Here is a 16,564-nt window from a genome sequence, read left to right on the forward strand (position 1 = left end):
TTAATTCTACCATTAAACTAAATATTTTTTTCACCAACAATTCCCTTTCCTATATATTTATAGCTAATACATAATCAACTTCGTACCTTTGCTTTCTTGTAAAAACAAAAAATATACAAACATAATGATTGAAGATAAAACTCCACAACGCACCAGTATAGCCCAATTAGGCGAGTTTGGTCTAATAGACCATTTAACAAAAAACTTCGAAATCAACCAACCTTCAACACTAAAAGGGATCGGAGATGATGCCGCAGTATTGGATTTCAAAGATAAAAAAGTAGTCATTTCAACAGATTTATTGATAGAAGGTGTGCATTTTGATTTATCTTATATGCCTCTAAAGCATTTAGGGTATAAAGCGGTAGTTGTCAATGTTTCGGATATTTGTGCGATGAATGCTAAACCAACTCAAATTACAGTTTCTATTGCTGTTTCCAATCGTTTCCCTCTAGAAGCATTAGAAGAATTATTTGCAGGAATTACACACGCAGCACAAGAATACAAAGTTGATGTAATTGGAGGAGACACAACCTCTTCACAAAAAGGATTAATCATCAGTATCACTGCCATTGGCGAGGCGGATGAAAACGAAATCGTGTATAGAAATGGAGCCAAACAAAGCGATCTTTTAGTAGTCACTGGTGATATTGGCGCGGCCTATATGGGATTACAAGTATTAGAAAGAGAAAAGCAAGTATTTCAAGTAAACCCCAATTCACAACCTGACTTGGATGCTTACACCTACCTTATTGAGCGTCAATTAAAACCAGAAGCTAGAAAAGACGTTCGAACTTTATTGCACGCGCTAGAAATAAAACCCACATCAATGATCGACATATCCGATGGCTTATCGTCTGAAATTATACATATATGTAAACAATCAAATGTTGGATGTAATTTATATGAGGATAAATTACCGATTGATCCACAATTCATAAATGTTTGCGAGGAATTTGATATTGATAGTACTACAGTTGCAATAAATGGCGGTGAGGATTATGAATTACTATTTACAATTGCTATGGAAGATTTCGAAAAAATAAAAGGGAATCCAAATTTCAGCATTATTGGGCATATGACTCAAGAAAGTGAAGGCATACATCTGATAACACGCGCCAATACCAAAATACCTTTAAAAGCCAGAGGCTGGGATGCCATAAGCGAATAGATTAATTCACATTCTAATCAACAAAAAACGACACTAAAATAGTGTCGTTTTTTGTTCAATATAAGTATTAAAAAATGATTCCTCTAACTTTTGCTTCCTGAATCAAATCGATATCGCTACCTTCTTCAATCTTAAAAAGTTCTTTAAGATTTACTTTCCGCCTTTCAATTGCTTGCAAGGATATGGGAATATATTGCGGGATGTCTTTGGTTTTGGTTCCTTTAGAAATATGAAAAAGAATTAACTTATCAAATTGATCAATTCCTTCAACATCAGTAATATCTTGATTGGCCATTTTAATTACGGAGTGACTGTAATAAATTTCGTCTTTCAAAATAATATCAAAACCAAAAAGCAATTCATCAAAGGTTAAATCACTTTTTATTACCAATCCTGATGGATTTATGGTATCAATAATGTTTTTAATTTTCAGCAACTCATTAAACATGGTAAGCAAGATAATTTTGCAATCAGGCATTAATTCCATGATCAATTTGGCTAAATCTTCACCTGAATAAATGCCTTCTTCTTCATATACTGGCATGCTTATATCTAAAAAAGCAACATCAAAAGGTAAGGTGTCAGGATCTGTTATAATAGTGTAACCTGTTTTACAATCTTTACCTTGCGAAAATGAATATTCATAAAGATTCGGCTTATATCGGGTGATTGCGTTTTTATATCCGTCAATTATAAAGGGATGGTCGTCAACTATTAAAATATTTTTTTTAATTAATCTTTCCACTTTAATATCCTCTATCATTATATTGTAGGTTTTATATTTTTTTAATTGGTATTACTATTGTTAAGGTCGTGCCTTCTCCTTTTTTTGATTTAATATCTAGAGTCCCATTACATTCTATAGTTCTTGTTTTTATATTTTGAAGACCAATACCTTTTTTTGCACGTAAAACATTAAACCCAATTCCATCATCACTTATTTTTAATACTATATTATCTTCCTGCTTTCTAAATTCTACTTTAATTTTTGTAGCCTTAGAATATTTATTACAATTTTGAAGAGATTCTTGAATAATTCTGTAAATGTTGATTTTTATAGTGTTATCGATAAACTCCCACTTAATTGCAGCGTCTATGTGAGCAAGAAACTTTGAAGCATATGTCTTTTTTTGTTCTTCAAATAAGTTAGCGACTATAGCAACGAAGTTATTAATTAATTCTGATTTTTCTCTATTCAAGTTATGTGAAATTTCACGAATATCTTGTTCAATATTTTTAAGTTCTGTCAAATAATTCAATCGCCTTTCTACTCCAGAATCGTCTTTAATTTTATTTAAACTGTCTAGATTAATTCGAACTCCAAACATTCTTCCTAAAACACCATCGTGTAATTCTCTTGCTACTCTTTTTTTTTCTTTTATATTATTGATTTCAATTGTGTTTTGCTGATTGATTAATAAATTATATATCTCGGCATTGGCTTGTTGCTGCTGTTGCTTAAATAATAATTCGCGTTGTTTAACTTTTTGTAATTTAATGGTATATAATAATACCGCTAAGATCACAAAAGAAGCAAAAATCAATAAAAGTGTCTTGTTTTGACCCTCTAAATTAATGTATTCAACTTTTATTTCATCTGTTTCAAATTCTATACGAGAAAACTTCTCCCCCATTTTACGTTCTGCTTTTTGCAAACGATCATTAATAAGGATGTATTCTTTGGAATAAGTAGAAGCATTCTTGGGATCTACCGCTTCCATTTGTTTCAGCGCTTCCAAAATACTTCTCAAGCGATTGGTACTACGAGAAAGTAATAGCGCTTGTTTGGCATATTGAACCGCTTTTAAGGTATCCTTTTTAGAAGCGAAATATTCTGACAAACGAGTTTTACTTACAATAATCCCAGATGTAATTTTTAAACTATCCCGAATTTTTAATGCTTGATAAAATTGATCAGGAAGACCTTCAGATTCATTAAGTTTAAATTTGGCATAAGCCAAATTATCCAACAACATCGCATATAGTTTGGGCTTATCCACAAATAAATGTTCTTGTTGCAGTCCCTTTTCAAAATAATTTTTAGCTTGATTGTAGTTTTTTAAGTTCAAGTAAACATAGCCCATATTGTTGAAAGAAGAGGCTTTCGATTGGAATACTGATGGAATAGATTTATCATCAATACTGACTAGTGCTTTATTATGGTATTCTAAAGCTCTACCATATTCTTCTCGCTCGTTATATAAAATCCCCAAAAGATTATAGGATTCATAAAGTAAATCATTAGCCTTTTCACCTTTTAATATACGTAATGCCTTAAAAACAGCAATTTCGCTATTAAAATAATCACTTTCATTGAATTGTAAATTAGCTTTACTTATTAATGTTTTTCCTAAATTGTAATTGGCATTGAGTTTAAGATATAGTCTTTCAGCTTTAAAATAACAATAGAAAGCACTATCCGAAATGGATTTTTCGACATAATAATCCCCTAAATAGGTAAATGCTTTAGCCATATTCGCAGAGTCATTACTATTTTTGGTTCGTTCCAAAATAAGCTTTGAAGTTTCGCGATAGCCATTCCATTCGCTCATATTGTAATAGCGATTGGCCACTTTAAAAAGATTGACTTTGTTAATGGAGTCATCTTTTTGAGTTAGAATAATAGCTAATGCTTTTTGAGTATATTTTTTTTTATAAGTAAAAGACAGATTTTCATCATTGGCCAAAGTAAGATAGGCAGAAAGACTATCATTTTTGCTATTTGAATTTTGTTTGACCACTTTATTATTCGTGCAACTAATAAAAATAACTAATAAAAGGAATAGTATGTAATATTGTTTTTTCAATAGTATAATTTGAATTATATCAAAAATACTAAAACTTTTCATATAAAAAAAGACTGCCAAGTAAATGACAGTCTTTATCTTAAATTATAATTTAATTGTTAGTCAACTTTTTTGTTTCCTCCAGTACTTTGTGTACCGGTACCATCAATAGAAACTAAAGTTTTTGATGCCTCAATTTTAGAAACATTACCAAAAAAATCAACTTTTTTATTTCCTCCAGTATCTTGAGTTCCCGTTCCGTCAACATCAGTTATAACTGTATTTTCAAGATTTGAGGCCGTTGCTGTTGTAGGATTTGCAAATGAAGTTAATGACAATACTAATGTAAATAATCCGATTGTTAAAGTTGCTTTTTTCATGATTTCTGGGGTTTATGTTGTTGTTATTTTTTACTTTTTTGATTCCATTTGTGTTGGAATTCTTTTGTAAAACTAAACAGTAAACCGAGATAATCAATTCAAAAAAAGGCGTTTATGGTCAATGGTATTCGTTTGATAGTGAATGGATAGCAAATCAGGGCAAATGACAATTAATTAGGTTTCGATATAATTTTCATTGGCAAATTCAGCTATTATAAAGTCAACATTGGTTTTGTAAGATTTTGAAAAAGGCAATTTTATAGTGGTTTTTTTTATATAACATAACGAGTTTCCCGTATGGATTCTTGAGATGTAATTTCGATTGACAATATAACTATTGTGTATTCGGATAAAGGGATTTGTCAAAACAGTTTCAAAATGCTTTAATGTCTTGAAAGCTGTTATCATCTCACCACTTTTTAAATGAATATCAGTAGAATTATTATCTGCTTGAAAGTAACAAATGTCATCCGAATCAATATACCTATGATCGCCATATGATTTAACACATAATATAAATGATTTTTTATTTTTCTTTATTTCAAAATTCTCTAGCGCTAGTCTTTCCTTTGCATTTGGACTTTGCACCAATAATACTTCATCATCAGTATTTATTTTATTTAATTTATGAATCAATTTTACAAAATCGATTACTAATAATGGTTTTAGCAAATAATCTATAACTTCATATTTGATGCAATCAAATGCAAAATCTTTTTTCTTGGTTGTAATTACTATTTTAGGCAACTCCTTTAAATACATCAATAATCCATTGATTAACTGTAAGGATAAATTGCTATTTTTATTAATAGGATCTATTTCCAAGAAAACCAGTTTGGGCATGTGTTCTAAAATAAGATTTACTCCGTCTGCATAATTATCTGCAGTACCGAGAAAATTTAATTCGGAAAACTCACTGGCAATAGCCTTTGTTCGCAAAGCACTTTCTGGATCATCGTCTATGATTATGTAGGTATAATTCATTTTTTCGTTGGAATACTTTATTTTTATGTTCTCTTATTTACTTTTTCTAAAATTCAAAATAACCATTTATAATATCTATCCTATTTAATTAACAAAAATCACACTAATTACGATATAATTTTAAAGAAAAACATTCAAAGTTATGTTTTTTTTAGTATGGGTTAATAAAAATAATTTAAAATTAATATGCATTGGTTTAGAAATTCAAACAATCACTGTATCAGCTTATTTTTTAAAATTTCAGGCAAAAAAAAATGCCTCCCAACTGAGAAGCATTTTCATCTATTTTAAATAAAAAATTACATTTTCATCAACCAATTTTTCATAGAAACCTCATTTTCAATGATTGATTTCAAGTCGGCAATAGCGACACGGTCTTGTTTCATAGTATCTCTATGACGAATGGTTACCGTTTGGTCTTCTATTGTTTGGTGATCAACAGTGATACAAAATGGAGTTCCCAAAGCATCTTGTCTTCTATAACGTCTTCCTACTGCATCTTTTTCATCGTAGGAAACATTGAAATCCCATTTCAAATCATCAATGATTTTTTTGGAAATTTCAGGTAATCCATCTTTTTTAACCAATGGTAAAACAGCTGCTTTTGTTGGAGCCAAAACGGCTGGCAATTTTAATACAGTTCTTGTTGAACCATCTTCTAGTGTTTCTTCTTTTAAGGAAGTAGCGAAAACGGCCAAGAACATTCTGTCCAATCCTACGGAAGTTTCAACCACATAAGGAACGTAGTTTTGATTCAATTCGGCATCAAAATATTGCAATTTTCTACCCGAAAATTGTTCGTGCGCTTTTAAATCAAAGTCAGTTCTGGAGTGAATTCCTTCCAATTCTTTGAAACCAAAAGGAAAATTAAACTCAATATCAGCCGCTGCATTGGCATAATGAGCTAGTTTTTCATGATCGTGAAAACGGTAATTTTCTTTTCCTAAACCAAGGGATAAATGCCAGTTCAAACGAGTGGTTTTCCAGTGTTCGTACCATTGCATTTCTTCGCCTGGACGTACAAAAAATTGCATTTCCATTTGCTCAAATTCACGCATACGGAAGATGAATTGTCTGGCAACAATTTCGTTACGAAACGCTTTTCCAGTTTGAGCGATACCAAAAGGAATTTTCATTCTTCCTGATTTTTGAACATTCAAGAAATTCACAAAAATACCTTGAGCTGTTTCTGGACGCAAGTATAAATCCATTGCAGTATCTGCAGAAGCACCCAATTTAGTACCAAACATCAAGTTGAATTGACGCACTTCGGTCCAATTTCTAGAACCTGATTCTGGACAAGCAATTTCCAGTTCTTCGATTAATACTTTTACATCGTCTAGATCACCAGCTCCTAAAGAGCGACCCATTCTTTCCAGAATTTGTCTTTCTTTTGCTTTGTATTCCATCACTCTTGCGTTGGTGGTCACAAACTCTTGTTCGTTGAACGCATCCCCAAATCGAGCACGCGCTTTTTCGATTTCTTTGATAGCTTTTAGATTTAGCTTTTCGGCATAATCTTCAATCAGGACATCGGCTCTGTATCTTCTTTTGGAATCTTTGTTGTCTATCAATGGATCGTTAAAGGCATCCACGTGACCCGATGCTTTCCAAGTGGTTGGGTGCATCAATATAGCCGCGTCTAGTCCTACGATGTTTTCGTTCATTTGAACCATCGATTTCCACCAATATTCGCGTATGTTCTTTTTTAATTCTACTCCGTTTTGTGCATAATCATAGACTGCACTTAAACCATCGTATATTTCGCTTGACGGAAAAATAAATCCGTACTCTTTTGCGTGCGAAACTACATTCTTAAATAAATCTTCTTGTTTTGCCATAATAGTGCAAAAATATAAAAAGGGAAATTAATAAAAGAAAAAAAATGAAGTTAGAAATGGTGATTTTCTTATTTTTATGGATAAATCTACTTTTATATGCTTAATTCCTTGATCAATCTGTTTTTTCCGCCCGTTTGTGCCGGCTGCAAATCATTCATTGGTACAAATGAAAATGTAATTTGTACCGTATGTCGTCATGAATTGCCTTTGACCAATCATCATTTGAATCCAGAAAATGAAGCCTTTAAAAAGTTTTATGGTCGAATTCCCGTAGAACATGTTTCTGCATTGTTGTATTTTCATAAAAAGGGAATGGTTCAAGAACTCATACATAATTTGAAATACAAAGGTCATGAAGAAATCGGAACCGTTTTGGGCGAATGGTACGCTTCCGAGCTAAAAGACAATCCGATTATAAAGGATGTGGATCGTATCATTCCTGTTCCATTGCATAAAAAACGCATGAAAGAAAGGGGCTATAATCAAGTCACTAATTTTGGTTTGGCTTTGTCTGAAAATTTTAAAATTCCGTTGAACGATTCCATTCTAATGCGAAAAGTATATTCAAAAACGCAATCAAAAAAGAATCTTTTGGGGAGAATCGAAGGAATTGAAACGGTTTTTGATGTTGATTTCTGTGAAGAAGACTGGAACAAACATTATCTATTGATTGATGATGTATTGACCACAGGCGCTACGCTCGAAGCTTGTTCAAAAGCATTGCTTAAAATTCCGGGAGCAAAAATTAGTATTGTTTGTATGGCGATGGCACATTCTTGATTTCCTTTTTTTTTAACCAGTCATGGAGGCCCGTTAGGGGATGAAATATGTGTTAGAAAAATTAAATATCTAGATAAAAGCCATATTCAGCGTTAGAAATCTACTGTATCTGGGTTAGACTAAAAGGCCTTGTAAATATGCGTGAGGGATGGACGCTGGCTACCGAAGTAGCGCAAACAGCCCGACAGCATAAGGAAAAGTGGCCGAATAAGCGGTTTCTAAGTTAGGCCACTTTTCCTTATGGTGGCACGCCCCAATAATTTTAAAACTATTTTCGTGCATAGGTCTTGAAATACCCGCATTCATTGATAATTTCCTTATAATATTTAGTTTTCGAATAATTTTCTTTTAGATTTTTGAAGCCTTGCCAAGCGATAAAATTGGTTTGGTCATCTTGAATGTCCCAAGTAGATAAATTCAGTGAATAATATTTTTTGTTGTAATAATCATTGCGCTCACATTTGGCTAACAAGTATTGGGTTTTGGCTTTCTGTTCGTTGTTTTTGGTTGCTTGAAAAGCTTTTGCGTAATAGGCTTTTGCCAAAGAACTATTGATAATCATATCTCGAATAGGATCTCTAAAATAGTCTGGAGTTGAACCTTCTCCTGCTATTTTTCCTTCATAGAAAAGGCGACCGTTACCAAAATGTGTAATGTTATAAAAAGCATTTCCAAGTAAAAGACTACTGTTGTAAACATCCACTTTTTTGGCTAAATTGTCTTGCATTTTTTGAATTATTGTCAAAAAATCAAGCATGCTGTATTTCTTTTTTTGTGGAGCTTGATGGTCACAATCATGACAATCTTTGATGTTCCCTAAAAATGGATTCCCGTAAAAAACCGTTGTTTGAATTCCTTCTGCTTGTTTCATAAAAGCAATGGCTTCCGGAATTTTGTTCTCGAAAGTTGCTTTGACTCCTTGAAAATAATTTATATCGGCTAGTTTTATTTCATAAATGGAAGCGCCAATTTTTTCAATTTTCGTTTTATTTTCTTTAGAAAGAAATGCTTTCATATCTAAAAGTTGCTGCTCTGAATCATAAAAACTGGAATTATGATTGAAAACTTCGTTCATCACACTATTTTTTTGAGAGCGGTAAAGCGCTGCTAAATAATTTTTGCTCCAAGCGGTTGCATTTTCATATCTAAGATTCTCAATCGTACTTTTTGGCAATTCTAGATACAACCAATTCAAATCGGCTAGAATTGTTTTTTCATTTTCAGGATTCAATTGATCTATTTTGCTAAGGTTATTTACAAAACGAAGCAAACGAACTTGAGCAATGGCCAGAGGAGTTTTTGGCATCTTACTTTCGGCTTTGTCAAAATTTTTGTCGGCTTGTTTGAAGTTTCCATTTAAGGTTTCAAGGTAAGCAGCTGCTACATTCCACAAATAGGGTTTTGTCGTTTTATCGGATTGTGCTACTTTATTAACCAGATCAATTGTCGTTTTATTAATACTGTCTTTGTTGCTTTTTTTATTTTCAAGAACGGATTTGTCTTTAAAATTACGGTCTATTTTATTTTCTTGATTGTTTATTAATCGAGTCAATAAATAGTCGAGATGCTGACTTTTGGGTTGTAATTTATAGATTTCACTAATTGCTTTTTCTTCATCGTTATAATACCCTTGAATAGCCCAAAGCGCCGCTTTTTCGTCATTCGTTTTGGCCATCGCCAAGGATTGTTTCCAGTCTTTTTCTTCTTGAGGATGGAAACAATAAGCTGAAACTACGCGCATTGCAGAACATTTATCAAAAACCTGGCTGTACAGATAATTGGATTTCGCATAGTGTTTTTGTTTGTATTCAATTCCGGCAACATAAGCAAGTGCTCTATAATACAAGGTGTTTTTTGGCATTGTCTTTTCAGTTTGATTGAAAAATGTCACCCCATTTACTTGTCTATCACTATAAAAACTTGCTTTTATAACAAGGAACCAATACCTGTTTTTTAGAAAAGGATCTTTGGTATCGTTGTATTTTTTTTCCAGTGATTTAATCCAATTGCTATCGGATAAAACTTCTGGTTTTACCGTTTCATCATAATTCCAAGAATCATATTGCTGGGTGGAATAGGTTTCAATAATTTGTGCTTCATTTAAAAAAAAGAAAAAATCTTTAATTTTTGCTTCACTTAATTTGAATTTTTTATTCCATTTCTCAGAGACTTTATTCGGTTTCTCTTTTTTATAATATACCATCAAATCGGCCACATCAGCACTACTGGAATCGGTTAAGAAAAAAGTCAGCTCTTTTTCTTTTATTTTCCCTTCAAGATACGTATTCCAGTCTTTGATATTATCTGAGTTGAAACGGGTGCGATGTTCGGTATCATACCCTATTTCATAAAAGAAATCGGTAGACAAAAACAAAGGAGAATACGATTTATCTACAAAAGTTTCTGGAGCAAAGTTGGAATCAAAAGACCACCCCCAATCACCATCTGAACAGGCATAAATGGTACCGTAAACCAAAAGAGAAATGGTGCTAAAAGCAATCAATAACTTTTTTAAAAATGGCTGCATCATAGTTTTTTAAATTAAATTCATCTAAATCGTAAAAGATAATTTCTTTTGGATTTTGATTTGTGTGTTTTTTAAGATCATTTCCCATTTCAAACAAATCAGACTCTGAAATGGTTTCTATTTTTAATTGGTCCTTTTCTTTGTAATAAATACCATTTTGAAAGGTTGCTTTTTTAACTAAAAACCAATTTTTATTTGTAAGAACAAAACTACTGTTATTTTTTAAATTATTAACATCAATTTTATTTCTTAAACCAATTATTTTTCTGTCTCTAATATGTATACCCCAAGAATAGATTGGCAATGCAATATTTATTGGTAGTGGATAATTTTTTAGACTTGCTAAATAACGTTTGGCTATGTTGCGATCGTAAATTGAATTTAGGGAATCTGGAGCAATTTTGCCCATATTATAGTACATTAAAACACCCCGATCTACAGCAGGGATTTTTGTTTTCTTGAAATATTTTATTTGATGAAGTCGTATCGTTGCGGAGAGTTGCTTGCTTGAAATTTTTTTAAAAATTTGAATAAATCGCAGATAATTATCTTTACTTCTCAAAGTCCAATCGCAATCTATTTGAATTTCTTCAATGCTGATATTGTTTTTAGTATTGATTTGTTGGATAAAATGGTTTGTTTTTTGTGCCAAATCCAAAAGATCTACTTTTTTATCAAGCATTACTTTATTTTTGATATATACTACAGGTACGATTTCAAAATTAAGAGTTGAATCCTCAAAACGAATTGGACTTTTAGGATACGGATTTTGTGTTTTTGGATTTAAGTCGACATCAAAATATCTAATATAAACTCGCTGCACTTTGTTTGATATCAGGGTATTTTTTTCTTTTGGTGAAAGCCTAAAAATTGTTTTCCAATAATAAAAAGAGACAATTGGCTGTTCTTGTTGTTGGCAGGAAAAAAAGAAACAGACTATGAGCCCAATAAGAACTATTTTTTTCAAAAGGGGAAATTTAAAAGTTACTCTTTTCGGTTTTTGGCTCGATTATAGGTCCAATAAGCCAATACTACTAAAATTACAAAAGGCAAATAAGAACCAATTAGAACCCCAATTTGATACCCTTCATCGGGAGCTTGTTTAATTTTTTTTGCAATATCTACATTTTGAAGTAATAGAATAATATGAGTCATTATTATTTGATTAAAGCGTTTTTTGTAAAATCGGACAGTACTAATTTACCTGAAATTGCAGCTCTTTCTTTTAAAAGTTTATCCCAATGCGCCGTTCCTTCCCAAAATACTTTTTTTATTTCATAAAGTGCTTCTGGATTATAAAGTGCCAGTTTTCTGGAGAATGCAACAACTTCTTTATCTAATTCTTCTTGTGAATTCACTATTTTAGCAAAAAGTCCTTTTTGATGAGCCCATGAAGCCGATTTCCATTCGTGTGCGTCCAAAGCCATTTCTGACATTGCCATTTTTCCAATTTTTCGACTCACAGCAGGTTCAATTACAAAAGGGCCAATACCAATAGCCAATTCAGATAATTTTATGGCACTTTCTGAGGTGGCCAATGCATAGTCACAAGCGGCAGCAATACCAACTCCTCCTCCCACTGCTTTTCCGTGTATCCGCCCTACTATTATTTTTTTGCAAGTACGCATAGCATTGATCAAATTGGCAAATCCAGAAAAAAAGCGTGTCCCCTCTTCAAGTGTACTTACTGCCAAAAGTTCATCAAAAGAAGCACCTGCACAAAAAGCGCCTGTACCTTCACTTTTTAATACAATTACAGAAATCTCTGGATTATCACTCAAAAAAGTAAGCTCATTTGTCAATCTATCGAGTAATACTCTTGGAAAAGAGTTGCTTGCTGGATGACCAAACTGAACCGTAGCAATTTTGTTTTCTATAGTTGTTAGTAATGTTCCGTTTTTGTCTGGTGTAAGCATAAGGTATATTTTGATGTAAAGTTAAAAAAAGGAATCATAGCAAAATATATTTTTTTAGGAATTGAAGAATAGTGATTTTGAAATTTGCATATTCCTATAATTAAATGTTATATTTGCGCCGTACTTGAGGGATTAGCTCATTTGGCTAGAGCGTCCCGATAATGATCGGGAAGGTTCGGTTTTAATTAGTTATAAAACTTTTGAATTCTATTAAAATATTGGGGGATTAGCTCATTTGGCTAGAGCGCTTGCCTGGCAGGCAAGAGGTGGTCGGTTCGAATCCGATATTCTCCACAAAAACCCAAACCTTGTTTGGGTTTTTTTATGCCTAGTCCTGAAAAAAAGGGAGCAATAAATTCTCAGAAATATTGAACCATTAAGAAATTAAGATTCATTAAGAACGACCTCGAATCTTAATGAATCTTAATTTCTTAATGGTTTAAAAAAAAGAATGGCTATGACCTTTTTGGTAATGCCCCAAATTTCTTTGTTGACCATGAGAACTTTTGTTTTCCAATCCTTCCTTCGATACAATTTACTAAAAAAACTTTGCCTATTTTTGTTAGGTACTTAAACTAACTTCAAAATGAAAAAAATCTTATTTCTGATGGCAGTATCAACTTCGTTAACTTCTCTAGGGCAAAACCAAAAAGCAACTCCATTAACGTATCCCAAAACAGCAAAGGGGGAAACGGTTGATGTCTATTTTGACACCAAAGTAAACGATCCCTACCGTTGGCTCGAGGACGATAAATCTCCCGAAACAGCTGCTTGGGTAAAAGAAGAAAACAAAGTAACCTACGATTATTTGGATCAAATCCCTTTTAGAAACGCTTTGAAATCCAGACTCGAAAAACTGTGGAATTACGAAAAAATTGGTGCACCATTCAAAGAAGGAAGTTTTATTTATTATTACAAAAATAACGGTTTGCAAAATCAATCGGTTTTGTATCGAAAAGACTCCAAAGGCAAAGAAGAAGTTTTTCTGGACCCGAATACCTTTTCAAAATTAGGAACCAGTTCTTTGGGAGGAGTAGATTTTTCTAAAGACGGCTCCAAAGTAGCTTATTCTATCTCTGAAGGCGGAAGTGACTGGCGAAAAGTAGTCCTTATGGATGTCAACACTTTCAAAAAACTCGAAGACACTTTGGTCGATGTCAAGTTTAGCGGTATCTCCTGGAAAGGGAACGAAGGATTTTATTATTCCAGTTATGACAAACCAAAAGGAAGTGAACTCTCGGCCAAAACCGACCAACACAAATTGTATTACCATAAATTGGGAACGGCTCAAAAAGACGATCAGGTCATTTTTGGAGCAGACCAAAAACGCCGTTATGTAGGCGGAGGCGTGACCGAAGACAATCATTATCTAGTGATTTCTGCCTCCAATGCCACTTACGGAAACGAATTGTACATTCAGGATTTGACCAAACCCAACAGTCCGATAGTAACGATTGTGGATAATTTTAATAGTGACAACAACATCATTGAAAACGAAGGTGAAAAATTATTCATAGAAACCGACTTAAATGCGCCCAACAAACGCATTGTAAGTGTAGATGTGAACAATCCAAAACCAGAAAACTGGAAAGATCTGATTCCCGAAACCGAAAATGTGTTGACCCCAACAACAGGAGGCGGGTATTTCTTTGCCAATTACATGAAAGATGCCGTTTCGGTCGTTAAACAATATGATTATTCCGGAAAATTGGTTCGCGAAATTACATTACCAGGAATAGGTACAGCCTCTGGATTTGGAAGTAAAAAAGAAGAAAAAATTCTGTATTATTCCTTTACCAATTATATTACGCCGCCTTCAATTTATTCTTTTGAACCTAAATTAGGAAAATCGGCTGTGTATCAAAAACCAAAAGTTGATTTCAAAAGCGAAGATTACCAATCCGTACAAGTGTTTTATACGTCCAAAGATGGAACCAAAATCCCAATGATTATCACGCACAAAAAAGGATTAAAACTCAACGGCAAAAACCCAACTATTCTTTATGGATATGGCGGATTCAACATTAGTTTAACGCCTAGTTTTAGTATTTCCAATGCCGTTTGGATGGAAAACGGCGGTATTTACGCAGTAGCCAATTTGCGCGGAGGCGGAGAATACGGCAAAAAATGGCACGATGCAGGAATCAAAATGCAAAAACAAAACGTATTTGATGATTTCATCGCCGCAGCCGAATATCTAATAGCGCAAAAATATACTTCATCCAATTTTCTAGCCATTCGCGGAGGATCCAACGGAGGGTTATTGGTAGGCGCCACTATGACACAACGCCCCGATTTAATGAAAGTGGCGTTGCCTGCCGTTGGTGTAATGGACATGTTGCGTTACCACACCTTTACCTCGGGAGCCGGTTGGGCTTTTGATTATGGAACCTCGGCAGACAGCAAAGAAATGTTCGAATACATCAAAGGATATTCACCAGTGGCCAACGTAAAAGCAGGAGTTCAATATCCCGCCACGATGGTCACTACGGGTGATCATGACGACAGGGTAGTTCCAGCACACAGTTTTAAATTTGCAGCCGAGTTACAAGAAAAGCAAACCGGAAACAACCCCGTTTTAATCCGAATCGACATCAATGCAGGTCACGGAGCCGGAAAATCATTGGCTGCTACCATTCAGGAAAGTTGCGATATACAAGCCTTTACTTTATACAATATGGGATTTACAGCATTGCCAAAATAAAGAAGCTGTAGTAATAAGGAGCTTAATCCTGCTGTTTGCTACAAGCTTTATCATAAAACGCCCTTTTTCTAAGAATAAAAAGGAGCTTCCTCTGGTCGCTCTTTTTGTTCAAGAAAAAGGGCCTTTTATTTCAAAAGGCTTTTCACTTCCATCAGGGCTAGGGCTTCAACCTAAAATTCCACATTATATTTCATTACGAAGCTAGATTACTCAATAAAACAAGTACTGACGGATTATTTTAATAATGAAAGAATCTTCTCTTTCGATTCTAAGATTAGGCGTAAATTTGGGCTCTTCAGAAGAATCCAGATATAGTGGATTTCTATTGCAGAATTAGCTTCTTCGAATTTCAAAAAACATTAGGCAACAAAAAAGACCTTCTTTTCAGAAGGTCTTCAATATATTTTCAATCGTATTTGATTATAGACTGTATTTCACTCCAATAGTCATACCTAATCCAGAAATTCCAACGTAAGAACTTAATTCATCAGTTGGTTTAGTTTTGTCCAAACCAGATGGATTGGTTGCTGCGTTATTAGAATTAACATCTAAGCGGTCTTGGTAATTAGTATGAAGTTGTGCTTGACTTCTAGTAGCCATAGCATCCTTACCATTAACAGTAAATTCTGTAGTCTCTTTAGTCTTTCCGTGTACTGTAAAGTTACGGTATTCTAATTCAGCATAAAGAGAAATGTGTTTTGCTAATTTATATGACGTACCTAAAGTTGCAGTAAATCCTAATGTTGGATTTGGCTTTACTTGATCAACACTGTGAACATTTCCAAAAGCAACAGGAACACCCGAAGAATTAAATGCAATTGGTGCATACGCATCAGAAGTGATTTCTAAATCACCATGAACTGGCACTAAAACACCAACTTTTGTATAAGGCTCAAATCCTTTGTGCTCTCCTAAAAACAAAACTAGCGATGGAGACAAATCCCATGCTGTAATTTGTCCTACGGATTTAAAACTATAGACTCCACTTGGTGTGATAGGTAAATCTGATTTTGTTTGTGCCATAGTTTTGTCTTTACTTGAATAGTAGTTTATACCCATTTCTACTCCTAAACGTGAATTAATTCTATATCCTGCTGTAAGTCCTGTTCTAAAACCTTCTCCAAAAGAACCAGTCACACTTTCTTTTGAAACTAATTTCCCTCCAACATAAGTTTGATCTAAAGGAAGATTTCCTCCAACAGTTGGAAATTCTGTAGCAACTGTTTGCATAAAATAAGAACCGCCTAATTTAAAATACCAAGTTTCTGGCTTACTATCGCTAGTGTTTGAAGTTTGCCCTACCATAGTCATTGTAGAAGCTAGTAATCCTAATAAAAATAATTTTGTTTTCATGTATGTATGAGTTATTTAAGTTATTCAAATTGACAAGACTTTGTATCTAATTGAATTGATGCGAAATCGTTGTAATTCACGGCAATATTAGTAAAAATATATTATGCGAGCATATTTTTAAT

General features: G+C 33.4%; 13 protein-coding genes and 1 tRNA gene. 4 read left to right on the forward strand and 10 right to left on the reverse strand.

What is annotated here, in order from left to right; translation table 11 throughout:
* The first annotated feature begins 124 nt into the window (after nt 1-124).
* Nucleotides 125-1,171, forward strand: coding sequence for a thiamine-phosphate kinase (thiL, locus tag OZP06_RS06075; protein ID WP_269224102.1), 1,047 nt, complete (start codon nt 125-127; stop codon nt 1,169-1,171).
* Nucleotides 1,172-1,238: 67 nt separating this feature from the next.
* On the opposite strand, the gene OZP06_RS06080 is transcribed toward thiL, so the two are convergent.
* The 5 genes from OZP06_RS06080 to OZP06_RS06100 form a co-directional block, all read right to left on the reverse strand.
* Entirely contained in the window at nt 1,239-1,934 is a 696-nt protein-coding gene (locus OZP06_RS06080) for a response regulator (RefSeq protein WP_281324359.1), read from the reverse strand.
* A gap of 13 nt (nt 1,935-1,947) precedes the next feature.
* A complete protein-coding gene (locus tag OZP06_RS06085; RefSeq protein WP_348651441.1) occupies nt 1,948-3,978 on the reverse strand; it encodes a sensor histidine kinase in 2,031 nt (676 codons plus the stop codon).
* A 98-nt stretch (nt 3,979-4,076) separates the two neighbouring features.
* Nucleotides 4,077-4,337 carry a hypothetical protein gene (locus tag OZP06_RS06090; protein WP_269224105.1) on the reverse strand — a complete coding sequence of 87 codons (261 nt, stop codon included), beginning with the start codon at nt 4,335-4,337 and terminating at the stop codon, nt 4,077-4,079.
* 174 nt (nt 4,338-4,511) lie between these two features.
* Nucleotides 4,512-5,321 (reverse strand): LytTR family DNA-binding domain-containing protein, encoded by an 810-nt coding sequence (locus OZP06_RS06095; RefSeq protein WP_269224106.1) that lies wholly within the window; start codon nt 5,319-5,321, stop codon nt 4,512-4,514.
* A gap of 299 nt (nt 5,322-5,620) precedes the next feature.
* Entirely contained in the window at nt 5,621-7,162 is a 1,542-nt protein-coding gene (locus OZP06_RS06100; protein WP_269224107.1) for a glycine--tRNA ligase, read from the reverse strand.
* A 96-nt stretch (nt 7,163-7,258) separates the two neighbouring features.
* Here OZP06_RS06100 and OZP06_RS06105 point away from each other — a divergent pair, with 96 nt between their 5' ends.
* Nucleotides 7,259-7,942, forward strand: coding sequence for a ComF family protein (locus tag OZP06_RS06105; RefSeq protein ID WP_281324361.1), 684 nt, complete (start codon nt 7,259-7,261; stop codon nt 7,940-7,942).
* A 268-nt stretch (nt 7,943-8,210) separates the two neighbouring features.
* Here the strand turns inward: OZP06_RS06105 and OZP06_RS06110 are convergent, their stop codons facing one another.
* The 4 genes from OZP06_RS06110 to OZP06_RS06125 all read right to left on the reverse strand — a co-directional run bounded on the left by OZP06_RS06110 (nt 8,211) and on the right by OZP06_RS06125 (nt 12,385).
* Nucleotides 8,211-10,472 (reverse strand): hypothetical protein, encoded by a 2,262-nt coding sequence (locus tag OZP06_RS06110; protein ID WP_281324362.1) that lies wholly within the window; start codon nt 10,470-10,472, stop codon nt 8,211-8,213.
* Complete coding sequence (locus tag OZP06_RS06115) at nt 10,432-11,292, reverse strand: hypothetical protein (protein WP_281324363.1); 861 nt, start codon at nt 11,290-11,292, stop codon at nt 10,432-10,434. The genes OZP06_RS06110 and OZP06_RS06115 overlap by 41 nt, the downstream gene beginning before the upstream one ends.
* 161 nt (nt 11,293-11,453) lie before the next feature.
* Nucleotides 11,454-11,624, reverse strand: a complete 171-nt coding sequence (locus tag OZP06_RS06120) for a hypothetical protein (protein ID WP_269224112.1) — start codon at nt 11,622-11,624, stop codon at nt 11,454-11,456.
* A 2-nt stretch (nt 11,625-11,626) separates the two neighbouring features.
* Nucleotides 11,627-12,385 carry an enoyl-CoA hydratase/isomerase family protein gene (locus tag OZP06_RS06125; protein WP_281324364.1) on the reverse strand — a complete coding sequence of 253 codons (759 nt, stop codon included), beginning with the start codon at nt 12,383-12,385 and terminating at the stop codon, nt 11,627-11,629.
* Between the two features lie 220 nt (nt 12,386-12,605).
* On the opposite strand from OZP06_RS06125, the gene OZP06_RS06130 reads away from it, so the two are divergent.
* Both OZP06_RS06130 and OZP06_RS06135 read left to right on the forward strand, forming a co-directional pair.
* Nucleotides 12,606-12,679, forward strand: a tRNA-Ala gene (locus OZP06_RS06130).
* Between the two features lie 313 nt (nt 12,680-12,992).
* Nucleotides 12,993-15,089, forward strand: coding sequence for a prolyl oligopeptidase family serine peptidase (locus tag OZP06_RS06135; RefSeq protein ID WP_281324511.1), 2,097 nt, complete (start codon nt 12,993-12,995; stop codon nt 15,087-15,089).
* 420 nt (nt 15,090-15,509) lie between these two features.
* Here the strand turns inward: OZP06_RS06135 and OZP06_RS06140 are convergent, their stop codons facing one another.
* On the reverse strand, nt 15,510-16,442 hold the full coding sequence (locus tag OZP06_RS06140) for an outer membrane beta-barrel protein (RefSeq protein WP_269224113.1): 933 nt from the start codon (nt 16,440-16,442) through the stop codon (nt 15,510-15,512).
* Between the last annotated feature and the right edge of the window lie 122 nt (nt 16,443-16,564).

The sequence above is a fragment of the Flavobacterium sp. IMCC34518 genome (genome assembly GCF_027111095.2).
GTDB classification, from domain to species: Bacteria; Bacteroidota; Bacteroidia; order Flavobacteriales; family Flavobacteriaceae; genus Flavobacterium; species Flavobacterium praedii.